Annotated in this window: 17 protein-coding genes; 7 read left to right on the top strand and 10 right to left on the bottom strand. The window is 33.3% G+C overall.

Annotation, left to right across the window (positions count from 1 at the left end; translation table 11 throughout):
- From murD to mraZ, 7 genes are all read right to left on the bottom strand, one after another.
- Positions 1-1,332 carry a UDP-N-acetylmuramoyl-L-alanine--D-glutamate ligase gene (gene murD, locus N1F78_RS09515; protein WP_406682925.1) on the bottom strand — a complete coding sequence of 444 codons (1,332 nt, stop codon included), beginning with the start codon at positions 1,330-1,332 and terminating at the stop codon, positions 1-3.
- Positions 1,333-2,574: a phospho-N-acetylmuramoyl-pentapeptide-transferase gene (mraY, locus tag N1F78_RS09510; RefSeq protein ID WP_406682924.1), complete on the bottom strand. Its 1,242-nt coding sequence runs from the start codon at positions 2,572-2,574 to the stop codon at positions 1,333-1,335. It abuts the gene before it with no gap.
- The gene (locus N1F78_RS09505) at positions 2,574-4,037 is read right to left on the bottom strand and encodes a UDP-N-acetylmuramoyl-L-alanyl-D-glutamate--2,6-diaminopimelate ligase (protein ID WP_406682923.1); all 1,464 of its coding nucleotides are present in this window, start codon (positions 4,035-4,037) and stop codon (positions 2,574-2,576) included. Before N1F78_RS09505 ends, mraY begins: the two co-directional genes overlap by 1 nt.
- The gene (locus tag N1F78_RS09500) at positions 4,034-5,995 is read right to left on the bottom strand and encodes a penicillin-binding protein (protein ID WP_406685683.1); all 1,962 of its coding nucleotides are present in this window, start codon (positions 5,993-5,995) and stop codon (positions 4,034-4,036) included. Before N1F78_RS09500 ends, N1F78_RS09505 begins: the two co-directional genes overlap by 4 nt.
- A 63-nt stretch (positions 5,996-6,058) precedes the next feature.
- Positions 6,059-6,376: an FtsL-like putative cell division protein gene (locus N1F78_RS09495; RefSeq protein WP_406682922.1), complete on the bottom strand. Its 318-nt coding sequence runs from the start codon at positions 6,374-6,376 to the stop codon at positions 6,059-6,061.
- Positions 6,377-7,273 (bottom strand): 16S rRNA (cytosine(1402)-N(4))-methyltransferase RsmH, encoded by an 897-nt coding sequence (rsmH, locus tag N1F78_RS09490; RefSeq protein ID WP_406682921.1) that lies wholly within the window; start codon positions 7,271-7,273, stop codon positions 6,377-6,379.
- Entirely contained in the window at positions 7,260-7,727 is a 468-nt protein-coding gene (gene mraZ, locus N1F78_RS09485; RefSeq protein ID WP_406682920.1) for a division/cell wall cluster transcriptional repressor MraZ, read from the bottom strand. Before mraZ ends, rsmH begins: the two co-directional genes overlap by 14 nt.
- 293 nt (positions 7,728-8,020) lie before the next feature.
- Between mraZ and N1F78_RS09480 the strand changes: the two genes are divergently transcribed.
- From N1F78_RS09480 to N1F78_RS09470, 3 genes are read left to right on the top strand one after another with little or no spacing between them, the layout of a single operon-like run.
- Positions 8,021-8,785, top strand: coding sequence for an alpha/beta fold hydrolase (locus N1F78_RS09480; protein ID WP_406682919.1), 765 nt, complete (start codon positions 8,021-8,023; stop codon positions 8,783-8,785).
- A gap of 40 nt (positions 8,786-8,825) precedes the next feature.
- Complete coding sequence (gene yihA / locus N1F78_RS09475; protein WP_406682918.1) at positions 8,826-9,428, top strand: ribosome biogenesis GTP-binding protein YihA/YsxC; 603 nt, start codon at positions 8,826-8,828, stop codon at positions 9,426-9,428.
- Positions 9,412-9,912: a DinB family protein gene (locus N1F78_RS09470; RefSeq protein ID WP_406682917.1), complete on the top strand. Its 501-nt coding sequence runs from the start codon at positions 9,412-9,414 to the stop codon at positions 9,910-9,912. Before yihA ends, N1F78_RS09470 begins: the two co-directional genes overlap by 17 nt.
- On the opposite strand, the gene N1F78_RS09465 is transcribed toward N1F78_RS09470, so the two are convergent.
- Both N1F78_RS09465 and N1F78_RS09460 read right to left on the bottom strand, forming a co-directional pair.
- Positions 9,902-10,996, bottom strand: coding sequence for an ABC transporter permease (locus tag N1F78_RS09465; protein WP_406682916.1), 1,095 nt, complete (start codon positions 10,994-10,996; stop codon positions 9,902-9,904). The genes N1F78_RS09470 and N1F78_RS09465 overlap by 11 nt on opposite strands.
- A 7-nt stretch (positions 10,997-11,003) precedes the next feature.
- Positions 11,004-13,166, bottom strand: a complete 2,163-nt coding sequence (locus N1F78_RS09460) for a carboxy terminal-processing peptidase (RefSeq protein ID WP_406682915.1) — start codon at positions 13,164-13,166, stop codon at positions 11,004-11,006.
- Between the two features lie 165 nt (positions 13,167-13,331).
- Here N1F78_RS09460 and surE point away from each other — a divergent pair, with 165 nt between their 5' ends.
- The 3 genes from surE (at position 13,332) to lpxB (ending at position 15,642) form a co-directional block, all read left to right on the top strand.
- Positions 13,332-14,114 carry a 5'/3'-nucleotidase SurE gene (gene surE, locus N1F78_RS09455; protein WP_406682914.1) on the top strand — a complete coding sequence of 261 codons (783 nt, stop codon included), beginning with the start codon at positions 13,332-13,334 and terminating at the stop codon, positions 14,112-14,114.
- 22 nt (positions 14,115-14,136) lie between these two features.
- A complete protein-coding gene (locus N1F78_RS09450; RefSeq protein WP_406682913.1) occupies positions 14,137-14,418 on the top strand; it encodes a hypothetical protein in 282 nt (93 codons plus the stop codon).
- 102 nt (positions 14,419-14,520) lie between these two features.
- Positions 14,521-15,642: a lipid-A-disaccharide synthase gene (gene lpxB / locus N1F78_RS09445; protein ID WP_406682912.1), complete on the top strand. Its 1,122-nt coding sequence runs from the start codon at positions 14,521-14,523 to the stop codon at positions 15,640-15,642.
- Here the strand turns inward: lpxB and N1F78_RS09440 are convergent.
- Complete coding sequence (locus N1F78_RS09440; RefSeq protein WP_406682911.1) at positions 15,622-15,942, bottom strand: hypothetical protein; 321 nt, start codon at positions 15,940-15,942, stop codon at positions 15,622-15,624. The two genes, lpxB and N1F78_RS09440, sit on opposite strands and share 21 nt — an antisense overlap.
- A gap of 57 nt (positions 15,943-15,999) precedes the next feature.
- Here N1F78_RS09440 and N1F78_RS09435 point away from each other — a divergent pair, with 57 nt between their 5' ends.
- The gene (locus N1F78_RS09435; RefSeq protein ID WP_406682910.1) at positions 16,000-16,551 is read left to right on the top strand and encodes a C40 family peptidase; all 552 of its coding nucleotides are present in this window, start codon (positions 16,000-16,002) and stop codon (positions 16,549-16,551) included.
- Positions 16,552-16,555: the final 4 nt, after the last annotated feature.

Genomic DNA, 16,555 nt, shown 5'->3' with positions numbered 1-16,555 from the left:
TTATAAATTACGTACTGCATTTTTAAATTGACGTCCTCTATCTTCATAATTTTCAAACAAATCAAAACTTGCACATGCCGGAGATAATAATACGTTATCACCAGAATCAGCAACCTTATAAGCTATCTTAACCGCTTCGCTCATATATTGCGTTTCAATTATAACGTCAACCATATTGCCAAACGTATTCATCAACTTTTCATTATCAACACCTAAGCAGATTACAGCTTTTACTTTTTCGTTCACAAACGGAAACAGCTCTTCATAATTATTCCCTTTATCAACTCCACCAACTATCCAAACCGTAGGAGCATCCATACTTTCTAAAGCAAAGTATGTTGCGTTAACATTTGTGGCCTTAGAATCATTTATATACTGCACCTTGTTTATTTTTAAAACGTGCTCTAAACGATGTTCCACCCCTTGAAAGTTTTCTAAACTCTCTCTAATAGTTTGCTTTCTTATTTTAAGTAAATGCGCTACTGTTGAAGCAGCCATAGCATTTTTAACGTTATGTTTCCCTTCTAATGTTAAACTTTTTGTTGGCATAATAAGTTGTTTATTATCTATTGTTAGTTTTATGTTATCGTTATCTAAATAGGCGCCATTTTCAATTTTTCTTTTTAAAGAAAATGGCAATAATTTTGACTGAACTGGATTGTTTTCAAGGTGATTTGTAATAACTTTATCATCGCCGTCATATATCAAATAATCATCCTTAGTTTGATTTTCAGCAATCCTGAATTTTGATTTGATATAATTTTCAAACTTATAATCATATCTATCCAAATGATCAGGTGTTATGTTTGTAATAACTGCTATATGCGGCTTAAAAGCTATGATATCATCCAACTGAAAACTGCTAATCTCCAGAACATAATTTGGATGATTCTCTTCCAATACCTGTTTTGCAAAACTGTCACCAATATTACCTGCTAAACCAACTTCCAATTCTTGTTTTAAAATGTAGTGAGTTAAACTTGCAGTTGTTGTCTTACCGTTGCTACCCGTAATCCCAACTATAGTTGCATTGGTAAACATATTAGCAAATTCAATTTCTGAAACCACAGATATCCCTTTTTCTCTTATCTCTTTCACCAAAGGTGTTTTATCAGGAATACCAGGACTTTTCATTACTACATTTGCCTTTAGAATTTTAGCTTTAGAATGCTGTTCATCTTCCCATTCAATCTCATTATGTATAAGAACCTCTTTATATTTATTTTTAATTATTCCTTTATCAGAAACAAACACCTCGTATCCTTCTTTCTTTCCTAAAAGTGCTGTACCAACACCACTTTCTCCACCACCAAGGATTACCAGCTTTTTCATCTATCTAATCTTCAATGTTACTATTGACAGAATAGCTAGCAATATTCCTACAATCCAAAATCGAGTAACAATTTTACTCTCGTGATAACCTAGTTTTTGGTAATGATGATGCAAAGGCGACATTTTGAAAATCCTACGTCCCTCTCCATATTTTTTCTTGGTGTATTTAAACCAACTCACTTGCATAATCACGGATAAGTTTTCTGCCAAAAAAATACCGCACAAAACAGGAATTAGCCATTCTTTACGAACGGCAATAGCTATTACCGCTATAATTCCGCCAATAGTCAAGCTTCCAGTATCACCCATAAATACTTGTGCGGGATAGGTGTTATACCATAGAAAACCAATGAGAGCACCGACAAAAGCAGTAATGTAAATAGTTATTTCTTCAACCCTTGGGATATACATAATATCTAGGTACTGCGAGAAAATAATATTGCTGGATACATATGCAAAAATGCCCAGTGTTAAAACAATTATAGCAGATGTTCCTGCTGCTAAACCGTCTATTCCGTCAGTAAGATTTGCTCCGTTAGACACAGCTGTTATAATAATTATTGCAATTAGAATGAATATTACCCAAGCGTATTTTTGCAAATCTGGATGAATCCAAGTGATTAAATCTGCATAATCAAACTCATTCTTCTTTACAAAAGGAATGGTGGTCTTAGTAGACTTTTCTTCGGGTTTAAAAAATGCTGATTCTTTAGCGTCAGGATTTGTTTCTATAATTTGTTGCTGTTCAGCAATTGGTAATTTCTCTTTTATCACTACATCTTGATGAAAATAGAGTGTTGCACCAACAATAATTCCTAAACCAACCTGCCCAAGCACTTTAAAACGCCCTTTTAATCCTTCCTTATTGTTCTTGAACTTTTTAATATAATCGTCAATAAAACCAATAACTCCCATCCAGAGGGTTGTAATAATTAAAAGGATGATGTATATATTCTCTAATTCAGATAGCAAGAACACCGGAATAAGCGTAGCCAGTATAATGATGATTCCACCCATGGTTGGTGTACCTGCTTTTTCAGCTTGACCAGCCAAACCTAAATCTCGAATAGTCTCACCCATTTGCTTTCTTTGAAGAAAACGAATGATACGCTTACCATAAATGGTTGAAATCAGTAACGAGAGAATCATTGCCAAAGCTGCTCTAAAGGTTATAAAACCAAATAGTGTGGCTCCTGGAAATTGAAATTGTTTTTCTAAATATTCAAATAGGTAATACAACATTATTTCTGTAACTGTTTTAAATATTCTTGAACGGTTTTATAATCATCAAAATCAAAACGCTCCCCTTTAATTTCTTGATAGGTTTCATGACCTTTTCCAGCTATTAAAATGATATCATTAGGTTGCGCCAACTGGCAGGCTGTTTTAATTGCCTGAGCCCTATCAGTTATGGTTAATGATTTTTTAAAATTTTGAGGCTCAACACCTTTTTCTATATCCCTGAGAATTTCTTCAGGATCTTCACTTCGCGGGTTATCACTTGTAAAAATTACTTTGGTACTTAGCTCTGTGGCTATATGACCCATTTTAGGGCGTTTTGTTTTATCTCTATCACCGCCACAACCTACAACCGTAATAAGCTCTTCGTTTTTAGTTCTAATACTATTAATGGTTTGTAACACGTTTTTGAGTGCATCAGGCGTATGCGCATAATCAACAATAGCTGTTATTTTTTCATCTGAAATTAAATACTGAAAACGCCCACTAACACTTTTCAATTCACTAACAAGCCTTAAAATCTCAACTTTTTCTAAGCCTAACAATTCAGCAGTAGCGTAAATTGCCAGTACATTATAAGCATTAAAACTTCCAATGAGTCTCGTCCAAACTTCACTATCATTTACTTTTAGAAGCAATCCTCCTAATTGATTTTCCAAAATCTGCGCTTTATAATCAGCATAACTTTTAAGAGCATAAGTAAACTTTTTGGCCTTGGTGTTCTGCAACATTATCGGGCCGTTTTTATCATCAGTATTCACAAGTGCAAATGCCTTTTTAGAAAGACTATCAAAAAACGATTTTTTAACATCTCTATATTCTGCAAAAGTGTTATGATAATCTAAATGATCATGTGATAAGTTGGTAAAAATACCACCCTTAAAACACAGTCCTTCTGTTCTACTTTGATGGATACCATGAGAGCTTACTTCCATAAAACAAAACTCCACACCCTCATCATTCATTTCATGCAAATACTTATTAATTGTTATAGAATCTGGCGTTGTATGGGTTGCTTTATACTCTTTATTATCAACCAATATTTTCACTGTTGATAACAACCCAACTTTATAACCTGCATTTTTAAAGAGCTGATACAACAAGCTAGCTACTGTAGTTTTTCCATTTGTTCCTGTAACTCCTACTAATTTTAAATTTTCTGAGGGAGACTCGTAATAATTGGATGCGATAATTGCTAAAGCCTTATTAGAATCGTCAACTTCCACATAGGTAACACCTTCAATGGGAATCACAGGTAATGCTTCACAAATTATAGCCACCGCTTGTTGCTCAATGGCCTTTTCTATAAAATTATGACCATCAACCAAAGTACCTCTTAGAGCTACAAAAACATCTTTTTCACCAATTTTTCTTGAATCAAAATCAACCGCATTCACAGAAATAGCCGTATCACCAACAACTGCATTTATAGAAACTTTGTATAATATGTCTTTTAATACTTTCATGAAGCGCTTAAGACTATGGTTTGATTGTTTTTCAACTTTACACTTTTACTTACCGATTGTTTTTTTATAGTACCACTACCAACAAGCCTAACTTTTATTTCCACCTCCATGTTTTCAAGAAGCGTTATAGCATCCATAGCTGGTAAGCCAACTAAATCTGGCATAATTGTTTTATAGGTTTGAGCCAAATCATAATAGCTCTCATACTCTTTTTCTATGGAAGCTTTTTTGATCTCTAAAACTTCAACTTCATCAACCAAAGGTGTATCTGTATGAATTTTTTGAGCAATTCTTTTGAAAACCGGTCCTGATACGTCTGCCCCGTAATACCCAACACTTTTATCAGGTTCATGGATAACTACGATACATGAATATTTAGGGTTTTCTGCTGGAAAATACCCAGCAAACGATGATATATAATTAAGCTTTTCTTTGTCTCTATAATCTTTTTGGCAGGTACCAGTTTTACCAGCCATGGAAAAGTTTTCAGAATATAATCTGTTACCTGTACCATGTTTCTTTTCAACAACATTTTTAAGAAGTCGCTGCACCTTCTCAATAGTTTCCTTAGAACAAACTTGTCTATTAATAACTTCCTTTTCAAAAGGAACAACAACTCTATCAAACTCTCTCACCTCCTTTAAAAATTGAGGCTTTACCATCTCACCATCATTGGCAATAGCATTATAAAACGTTAATGTTTGTAACGGCGTAAAAGACACGCCATACCCATATGCCATCCATTGTAAAGCAATGCCACTCCAACGTCCATTTTTAATTCTAGGATCTGGAATTATAGGCTTTCCTTCTCCAATGATTGGAATTTGAAGCGTGTCATCTAAATTCATATCATACAGCCTATCAATAAACTTTTCTGGTTTGGTTTTATACGCATTATAAATTGCTTTTACAATACCAGTATTTGAAGACACCTCAAACGCCTCTGACACAGAAATTTTACCATAACCTCCCCATTTGGAATCTCTAACTGGTTTTCCATAATACCAAATAATTCCTTTTTCTGTATCAACAACATCACTTGTATCAATTACCTTATCCTCAAGAGCTGCCGCAACAGCCATTAATTTAAAGGTTGACCCAGGCTCATGAGATTCCCAAACCGCATAGTTTCTTTTTTCATAATACAATCCTTTACTACTTCTTCCTAAATTAGAAATAGCCCTAACCTCTCCTGTTTTGGTCTCCATAACAACCACACATCCGTGGTCTGCCTTATATTTTTCTAACTGTTCTAAAAGTGCATGATGCGCTATATCCTGAATATTTACATCTATGGTAGTATACACATCATACCCATCTTTTGGCTCAATTTCATTAGCATCACTTAAAGGCTTCCACTGCCCCTTTCCTATACGTTGTTTTTTCCTTTTACCATCAACACCACGCAAATATTTTATTCCAAAAGCACCATCAATACCAGGACGTGTTACATTACCTTGTTCATCAACACGTTCATAACCTATGGTTCTTTGAGCAATACCACCCATAGGATGCTCTCGCCTTGTAGTCTGCTCAACAATTAAACCTCCCTTGAAAGCGCCAAGATTTAAAAGCGGAAAGTTCCGTAATCTTATATAATCTGAATAACCAATATTCCTAGCCAACAAAAAATATCTATTTTTATTAGACCTAGCCTTTCTTAATTCTTTTTGATAATACCCAGAAGATTTACCTGAAAATTTTGAAAGCGAATCTGATAAAGGCTTTAAGTATCTTGTAAAGTTTTTAGAAGACGACGTAACCGCATCAATTCTAATATCATATTTTGGTATAGAGGTAGCCAACAAATTTCCATTTACAGAATATACATTACCCCGATTAGCCGGAATAACAACATCTTTAACAACTCTTTTTTCGGCTAAAGCCTTATACTTTTCACCATCAATAAACTGAATACTAAAAAGCTTAAATACCACGGCAAGCCCAAAGACAAACATACATCCAGATATAAAGTACAAACGATTTAATATGCTTTTCTCTTTAACTGCCAACGACTTGCTTTAATTTTGAGATTTTACTTTTATTTTTTTTGGTGGAATTAAAGATGGCTCAACCCCTTTTTCTTTCATTTTGCCAATTACATTCGATTCCATTTTAAGCTTATTCAATTTGATACGCCCCTCTAAAAATGTTGACCGAATTTCTTTTACTTCATTTTTTAAACGCGCTATTTCATATACTTTTTTATCAGCGCTATGCGAACTAGCAATCATTACTATAGCTAACACAGAAATAAAAATGATAAACCTCCAGTTTTTAAATGAATCATCACTTACCAGAAAGGTTCCTTTCAATATGCTATAAATGTTTTTCTTCATTTACAATTTTTCAGCCACTCGAAGCTTTGCACTTCTTGCCCTGTTATTCATTTTTATTTCTTCCTGAGAAGGAACAATGAGCCCGTTCACTTTTTTTAAAGGCACTTCAAAATTCCCAAACATGTCACGCTCAGGCTCTCCTTCAAACAAGCCATTTCTTATAAAACGTTTTACCAACCTATCCTCTAAAGAGTGATACGAAATAAAACTCAACCTACCCCCTTGAACTAACACCTCTGGCATTTGTAACAAAAACTCCTTTAACACCTCAATCTCTTGATTTACTTCAATCCTAATAGCTTGATAAATCTGAGCCAACACTTTGTTTTCATGACGTGGTGGTAAAAATTTTCGCAAGACAGATTTTAATTGCTCACTAGTTAGTATAGACTCCACTTCCCTTTGCTCAACAATTAATCTTGCCATAGCAGCCGCAGGCCTTAATTCACCATATTGAGCAAAAACCTCTTTTAATTGCTTTTCCTCATATTCATTTATCACATGAAAAGCAGATAACTCACTCGCCTGATTCATTCTCATATCTAACTTAGCTTCAAACCTTGTGGAGAAACCGCGCTCTGGAACATCAAATTGATGAGATGACACACCAAAATCTGCCAAAACCCCATCAACCTTTTTAACCCCATAAAGCCTTAAAAAACGCTTCACATATCTAAAGTTTTCATTAATTAATGTAAACCTAGAATCATCTATAGCATTTTCAAGAGCATCTTCATCTTGATCAAAAGCGAACAACCTCCCTTTTTCACCAAGCCTTTTTAATATCTCCTCACTATGCCCACCACCACCAAAGGTCACATCAACATACACCCCATTCGGATTAATATTTAAACCGTCTACGGTTTCAGTCAACAAAACTGGATTATGATATTCCATGATCATCATCTTGTCCCATTACTTCTTCAGCTAAGTCGGCAAAGTCAAGTGCTGCGTCATCAATAGCCTGCTCATACAAATCTTTATCCCAAATTTCAATTATGTTTACAGCCGAAGCCACAACAATATTTTTTGAGATATTAGCAAAAACCGTTAAATCTTTAGGAATTAACAATCTACCACTAGCATCAACCTCAACCATTTTAACGCCAGCTGTAAATCTTCTAATAAAATCGTTATTCTTTTTCTTAAACCTGTTAAGCTTATTCATTTTCTGCATAAGCACCTGCCACTCTTCCATTGGATAAAGCTCTAAGCACTTTTGAAACACAGAACGGCGCAACACAAAGCCATCCGCCAATATAGCAGCCATTTGCTTTTTCAAAGGAGAGGGCATCATCAACCTTCCTTTAGCGTCTACCTTACACTCATATGTTCCAGTTAAAAAGCTCAATTGCGGTTTGTTAGTTATAGTATTTGAAATTCAAATATATTGAAAAATTTACCACATTTTACCACTTTATACCACTTTGTTAATAATTTTTCATTGAAACACCACTTTGAAAAATTTTTTAGAACAAAAAACACCAATAAACACTAGTAATCAATTAATTATAAGAACACCAACTAGTCCCAAAATATTATTAACATTATATTTTTCAGGATTGATTCTTAAGGTTAAATTAAAATGACTGAAATTTGAATGAAATAACTATATTTGTTTTTAACGAAAGTACTAACTGATTAATGACGCATCGTTTAAAAAAAGAAGACAAGTATAACTACATTGAAGCGGGTGAAGGCACTCCAATTATAGTTTTACATGGACTTATGGGAGGGCTGAGCAACTTTGACTCAGTAATTGATTTTTTTAGCACTATAGGCTACAAAGTAATTGTTCCTGAGTTACCTATTTACACCATGTCATTAATTAAAACTAACGTAAAGAGCTTTGCCAATTATCTACATGATTTTATTGAATACAAAGGGTTTGACAAGGTTGTTTTGTTAGGAAACTCTCTTGGTGGACATATTGGATTATACCATACAAAACTATTTCCTGAAAAAGTTAAAGCTCTAATAATTACAGGTAGTTCTGGACTTTACGAAAGTGCTATGGGAAGTGGTTACACCAAGCGAAGTGACTACGAGGTTATTAAAAAGAAGGCTCAAGAGGTTTTTTATGACCCCGAAGTTGCCACTAAAGAAATTGTAGATGATGTATACGAAACGGTAAATGACAGAAACAAACTTGTTAAAACCTTAGCCATTGCCAAAAGTGCAATTAGACACAACATGGCTAAAGACTTACCCAAAATGCAAACTCCTACTTGTATTATTTGGGGAAAAAATGACAATGTAACTCCTCCTGAAGTTGCCGAAGAATTTGACGCTCTTTTACCTGATTCTGAGTTATTTTGGATTGATAAATGTGGGCACGCTGCCATGATGGAACACCCAAATAAATTTAATGATATCATGGAAAATTGGCTTACCAAAAGAGGTTTTTAACCAATTTAACTAGTGCATATCACACCTAACCTCTGAAGTAATGAAAATTAAGTCTGCCGAATTTGTAATGAGTAATTCTGATGTTGACAAATGCCCAAAAAGCATGCTACCGGAATACGCATTTATTGGAAGAAGTAATGTTGGTAAATCTTCGCTTATAAATATGCTAACTAACAGAAAAAGTTTAGCAAAAACATCTGGCAGACCAGGAAAAACTCAACTAATAAACCATTTTTTAATTAACAAAAACTGGCACCTAGTAGATTTACCTGGTTATGGCTATGCTCGCGTTTCAAAATCTTCAAAAAAAGTATTTCAAAAGTTTATTACGCAATATTTCGGCATAAGAGAACAATTAGTTTCTGGTTTTGTTCTTGTAGATATTAGACACAAACCTCAACCAATTGATTTAGAATTTATGCAATGGCTAGGTGAAAATGGTATTCCATTTTCCATAATTTTCACAAAAGCAGATAAGCTCAAACCTAAAGCTATAGAAAGCCACATAGAAGACTATAAAACTATTCTCCTAGAAACATGGGAAGAAATCCCTAATTATTTTATAACCTCATCTTCTAATGGAATTGGAAAGGATAATCTCTTAGAATATATTGATGAGCTAAATAATGGCATTATCAAGTGAGATGAATATTGTTAATCAACTTTCAAACAGATTACAAGAAGTTTTACTTGACGGTAAGTGGGTTGCGGGCACCAACATTAAAGAACAGGTATCTGATTTAACTTGGAAAGAGGCGACAACTAAACTAAGTCAGTTAAACACTATTGCGGACCTCTTGTTTCACACCAATTATTATATTGAAGGCGTTTACCGTTTTTTTGAAACTGGCAACTTAGATATAAAAGACAAATATAGTTTTGATGGACCAGAAATTACTTCGGAAGCAGATTGGACAAATTTGATTAACAAATTTCTACATGATTCCCAAAAGCTTATCAATGTAGTGAACCGCTTTTCTAATGAAGATTTAAACCAAACTTTTGTTAAAGCTGACTATGGCACTTACCTAAGAAATATTAATGTTATAATTGAGCACTGTTATTACCATTTCGGCCAAATTGTTTTAATTAAAAAACTTTTGAAAGAAGAGAAAACTAACTCTTAACATCTAATGCATCACGCAAAGCATTACCAATTAACATAAACGCCATTACTAAACTCATTATACATAGCCCAGGAATTAAAGCTAGATATGGCTTACCAAGAATGATATAGTTGTAATGATCTTTTATCATAGCTCCCCAACTTGCCATAGGTGGTTGCGCCCCTATTCCTAAAAAACTTAACCCGCTTTCAATTAAGATTGCAGCTGCAAAATTAGCTGCCGAAATTACAATTACAGGAGCCATAATATTAGGTAATATATGTTTTGTAATAATTCTTAAATCTCCAAAACCTAAAGCTCTAGCCGCAATTACGTATTGCATTTCTTTCGCACTAATTATTTGTCCACGCACCACCCTTGCAACCTCAACCCACATTGTTAAACCCACAGCTATAAACACTTGCCAAAACCCTTTACCCAAAGCTAGGGTTATAGCAATTACCAATAATAATGTGGGGATTGACCAAGTTACATTAATTAACCACATAATAACAGTGTCTACTTTTCCTCCAAAATAACCCGCTAAACTCCCCATTAAAACACCTAATAGCAATGAAATAAAAACGGCTACAAAGCCAATAAAAAAGGATATTCTAGCCCCCACAAGCACTCTACTTAAAAGATCTCTACCATATTTATCAGTTCCGAAATAAAATGTTTTACTTTCTATAAAACGATTTATTTCTTTGTTTGGAAACACATTGATATTTAAAGTTTTTTCCACACCCTCAAGAGCATCTGATGCATATTCTTTATAGACCAACTTTTCGTTAGTAATTTCATATTCTGAAATTGGTATTTCCGTATTAGTATTTTTTTTACCAAAAAACACTCCACTTAAAAAATTTTGCTCATTTTCAAACTTAGATGGAATTGTAAGCATAGTTACAGTAAAACCAGGTTTTTTGGAATGAATTGATAGATGCATTTGGTTTGCATACCTAGAATCATCTGGTGCTATTGCATAGGCGAAAAAGGAAATTAGCGCAACTAACACTAAAAACCAAAAACTAAAAACGCCCCAAAAGTTCTTTTTAAACTTTTGGAGCGCCAATTGTTTTAATGAGTTTGATTTATAACTCATAAATCAATTATTTCTTTAAAGTAGGCTTTGTTGTTGAAGCTACTTTTTTTATTGGATAAGATGTTTTTAAATCTTCTAATACATTCAATGCCTCTTCTACATAGACATCTTTTGCTAAATTCTCATGCCAACGCTTACGTTTTTCCTGCAAATCTGTAGTATCTTGAGTGAAAAGAGACCTCTCAAAAGCATGAGATTTAAATGTTAAATTAGTCTTATAGCTAGATATAGCATCAAACCTTTCTCCTTCCTCGTTGTTTTTTTCAACATCTGCCTTATACTTGCTATAATTTAAAGAAACTGTGGTTTCATCTATCTTACTTTTAACCCACTTCGCATTTTCCTCAATAAGCTTAAGCTGCTCATTAGTACTCATTCGCTCTTTACTTTTCTTTATTGTAGTATCATAATCAAAATAATATTCCCAAGGTGTGAAATCGGCAGCAGTAATCTCATCATACGGCAACGGGTTATCTTTTTCTTTTTCACCTACTTCAATAAAACTAAAGCGGCCAGGAACTTTCACATCACTTTTAACTCCCTCTAATTGCACAGAACCTCCATCAATTCTATAATATTTTTGAGTTGTAAATGCCAAAGCACCTAAATCTCCACTAGAACTGTTTCTAATCAAATCGTTTAGATTATAAACATTTTGAACAGTACCTTTTCCGTAGGTTTGTTTACTACCAATAACTATGGCTCTCTTATAATCTTGCATTGCGGCAGCCATAATTTCTGATGCAGAGGCTGATAATTCATTAACTAAAATCACCAAAGGACCATCCCAAGCAATAGATTTATCAGTATCCTTTAATACTTCTTTACTTGATCCGGTTGAACGCACTTGAACTATTGGGCCATCTTTAATAAACAAACCAGCCATATCAACAACTGTTGGTAGAGAGCCACCTCCATTGTTTCTTAAATCAAGCACCAAACCTTCCATTCCTTCTGCCTTTAATCTCTCAATCTCCTTTTTTACATCTTGTGCTGCATTTATGTTTTTATAATCATTAAAATCTACATAGAACTTAGGTAAATTTATAATTCCAAAAGTCCTTCCTTCCTTTTCAACCACTGAAGATTTGGCATAGGTTTCTCCTAACTCTACAACATCTCTAACAATGTCAATATCTTTAATAGTACCATCAACTTTTTTAACAGTTAAAGTCACTTTAGTTCCCTTAGGCCCTTTTATATATTTTATGGCATCATTAATGCGCATTCCAACAATATCAATTGGAAATTCTTCATCCTCCTGTTTCACTTTAAGAATAATATCTTCTACCTCTAACTCTTTACTTCTCCAAGCTGGACCACCAGAAATAAGCTCTACAATTTTTATATAATCCATTCGTTTTTGAAGTCTTGCACCAATACCCTCAAGCTTACCAGACATATCCATATCAAAAGCTTCTTTATTTCTTGGTGGCAAATAATATGTGTGCGGATCAAATTCCGCAACAATAGTATTTACATAAATACCAAACCAATCTTCACGACGCAGGTCATCAATATTATCATTAAAATAAACCTCAATAGATTTTAGGGTTGCTTCTCTAGCTTCTTTTTCAATAACAGCTTCTGATTTTAATTCATAAGAAGCCTCTCTATCTTTATTTTGGTTTTCTTGAATATAAAGGTCGTCGTAGTTAGAAAGTGTTGAAAATTTCAACTGTTTTCTCCAACGCTCTTTTAGATCCTTTTTACTTTTAACAAATTCATCTTTATCATAATCTGTGTTGAAGGTTTCTTCAAGCGTATAGTCAAAAGGCGTGTTTAACACCCCCGTGTAAATTTCTTTTGCTTCAGCAATTCGTTTCAACAATCTTTCATAGGTCACATTAAAGAAAGTTACATCTGTAGCTTTTAATTGATCATCAAGCAACAATTTATATTTTTCAAAATCCTTTATATCAGACTCATAAAAATAACGCTTAAACGGATCTAGGGTTTCTATATAATCATTAAATAAATCTTCAGAAAAAGTATCATCCATTGCTATGGGGTCAAAATGACCTCGTTCTAGAACAAAGGATATAATTTGCACCAGTAATTTATCTTTATCTGGGTTATCAAAAGTTTTTGTTGTAAAACTGCAAGAGGCAAAAGCAAGTAGCAGCAATAATGATAGAACTTTATAATTCCTTTTCATAATTTTTCTCATCAGTTAATATTTTAGAGTCCTACTAAAATTTAGTAATTTTTCACTAAAATAAAGAAAAAACTATGCCAATACCCTTTTAACACCTCTAATTTTTTGTTAAACCGAATAAAATAGGGGTTTCATAACGATTTTATGTATTTTAGCGATGTTTATCATAGAAGCCTTATGACAGAAAAACCACTTATTTTAGTCACAAACGACGACGGTATAAATGCCCCAGGTATTAGAACTTTAATAAGCATTATGAACACCATAGGTGAGGTGGTGGTGGTTGCCCCAGATAGCCCACAAAGCGGTATGGGACATGCCATAACGGTTGATTCTACTCTTTATGTAAATAAAGTACAAATTGATGATGGACCACAGACGGAATATAGATGTTCTGGAACTCCAGCTGACTGTGTTAAATTAGCTATTAGGGAATTACTAGACAGGAAACCTGATATTTGTGTTTCAGGCATTAATCACGGTTCAAACTCATCTATTAGCGTTATTTATTCTGGCACCATGAGTGCCGCTGTTGAGGCGGGTATTGAAGGGATTCCAGCCATAGGGTTTTCGTTATTAAACTATTCTTGGAATGCTGATTTTGAGCCTTCAAAAAGCTTTATTAAGAAAATTACTAAGCAGGTACTAAAAAACAGATTACCAAAGGATATAGTTTTAAATGTAAATATTCCCAATTTACCTAAACCTGAAATTAAAGGTATAAAAGTTTGCAGACAGGCAAAAGGCAATTGGGTTGAATCTTTTGATAAACGCCAAAACCCATCTGGAAAGGATTATTACTGGCTCTCTGGTAAATTTGTTAATTTAGATGGTGGAGAAGACACAGATGAGTACGCTTTAGAAAACGGTTATATTTCAGTTGTACCAACTCAATTTGACTTAACTGCTCATTATGCATTAAAAGAGCTGAACACTTGGAATTTTAATGATAAAAAATAAATAATTATCAAAATTTGATTTTGTGAAAAAAGAAATTTTTATAGGTATGTTTGTTGGCTTAATTGCCAACAGTATAGGGTTAATAATAGCCGCTACTTTATTAGGAAATGGAGATGATTTTACTAATGTTATTAAAGCTGCTTTTAAAGAAGGTTTTTTAGGAAAACTGATTAGCCTTGGTGCCGTTTTAAACCTCATTGCATTTTTTCTATTTATTAAGAAAAAACAAGATTATAGAGCCAGGGGTGTTTTATTAATCACTGTTTTTATTGCTGTTTTTACTTTTGTTTTTAAACTCTTCTAAATGAAACCTAAATTATTAAATCAATCTTCAGTCATCTTCATAAATGATTGTTTTATTAGTCAAAGGTTACATGTGTCCATCATTAAAAATAACAAATAGCACATGAAATATTATATTCTTGCAGGAGAAGCCTCTGGAGATTTACATGGTTCTAACCTCATGAAGGCATTAATTAAAGAAGACGTAAATTCTGATATTCGTTTTTGGGGTGGAGATCTTATGCAAGGCGTTGGCGGCACTCTTGTAAAACACTATAAAGAGCGTGCCTTTATGGGTTTTATTGAAGTTATTATGAACATTTCTAAAATCTTTAAACTCATTGCTTTTTGCAAAGAGGATATAAAAAACTTTAATCCAGATGTCATTGTTTTTATTGATAATTCCGGATTTAATCTGCGCATAGCTAAGTGGGCTAAATCAGAAGGTTTTAGAACCAATTATTACATTTCTCCACAGGTTTGGGCTTCAAGAGCTAAAAGGGTTGAGTCTATAAAACGAGATATTGATGCTATGTACGTAATCTTGCCTTTTGTAAAACCATTTTATGAAAAGTATAATTACAAGGTGCATTTTGTAGGCCATCCATTAATTGATGCTATATCAAATAGAAACCAAGTAGATGATACTGAATTCAGAAAAGAATACAACCTAAGCAACAAACCTATCATCGCGCTTTTACCAGGTAGTAGAAAACAGGAGATAAAAAAAATGCTTTTGGTGATGTTGAGCTTGGTTGATGACTTTAGGGATTATCAATTTATAATTGCTGGTGCGCCCAGTCAGGAATTCAGTTTTTACAAACAGTTTATTAAAACCGATAACGTTAAGTTTATTTCAAACAAAACTTATGATTTATTAAGTATTTCTCATGCTGCCTTAGTAACATCTGGTACTGCTACCTTAGAAACCGCTTTGTTTAAAGTACCACAGGTAGTTTGCTATAAGGGAAGCTCTATCTCGTATCATATTGCAAAACGTATTATTACCTTAAAATTTATTTCTTTAGTAAATCTAGTAATGGATAAAGAAGTGGTAACAGAATTAATTCAGAATGATTTCAACAAAAAACAACTTAAAAAAGAACTTGAAGCCATTTTGAATAGTGAAAACCGAGAAAAAATGTTTGAAGATTATTACGAATTAGAAAAAACTTTAGGAGGTAAAGGTGCCAGCGAAAATACTGCTAAGTTGATTTTTGACAGTTTAGTTCAAAGGATTGAGTAATTTGTATAAAGGATTAAACATTAGCAATCCAACAAAAACAAATAAGACTATTTTAGTAATCAACGAAATTTTCTTTGAGTGAATTTCATTATTAGAATCATCTTCCAATTGGTTAAAATTGAAAATGTAATTACCCAAATTAGGTTCCTCGGATAACTTGAATGAAATCTGTCCTCTCCTTACAAACCAACTCAAAATTAAAATAAAACATAAAGCCGCCAGCATTATAATAGTACCCTCTAATGATATATACTCATAAGGATTATAATATGGCCACCCCAAAATATCTATTGCAATCATTTAAAAACTATTTTCCTAAATTTACGAATAATAAATTTATCATTACCTACTTTATCAATGCGAAAAACAATCGTTTTAATTGTTATTTTTTTAAGCCTTGTCAATTGCAGGTCCTCAAAAAAAGCCAAAAAAAAAATATCTGCTAAGGAAGTAACTACCGATACAGGTACAAAAGACAAAGTTGATAATATTTATAATTCGAACTCAAAACCTGAGAATGAGTTTTCAAAAGCACAGAATATTATAAATTTTGCTAATCAATTTAAAGGTGTTAGATATAAATGGGGAGGCACTACAAAATCTGGAATGGATTGTTCTGGATTAGTCTATGAATCTTTTAGAGCTTATGAGGTTTATTTACCTAGAATTTCTAGAGACATGGCTAAAAAAGGAAAAAAGATAAAACTTAAAGAGGTGCAAAAAGGTGATTTACTCTTTTTTAAAACTAAAAACCGAAGAAATGCAATTAACCATGTTGGGTTAATTGTTGATATAATAAACAACGATATTAAATTCATACATGCAACATCGAGCAAAGGAGTTATTATCTCTGGACTAAATGAAACATATTGGAACAAAGCTTTTGTTGAAGCACGGAGTATTTTATAAGATA

Origin of the sequence: Seonamhaeicola sp. MEBiC01930 (assembly GCF_045277075.1) — a bacterium.
Lineage (GTDB): Bacteria > Bacteroidota > Bacteroidia > Flavobacteriales > Flavobacteriaceae > Seonamhaeicola.
The sequence above is the reverse complement of the archived record's forward strand: the minus strand, read 5'-3'. Positions and strand labels throughout refer to the sequence as shown.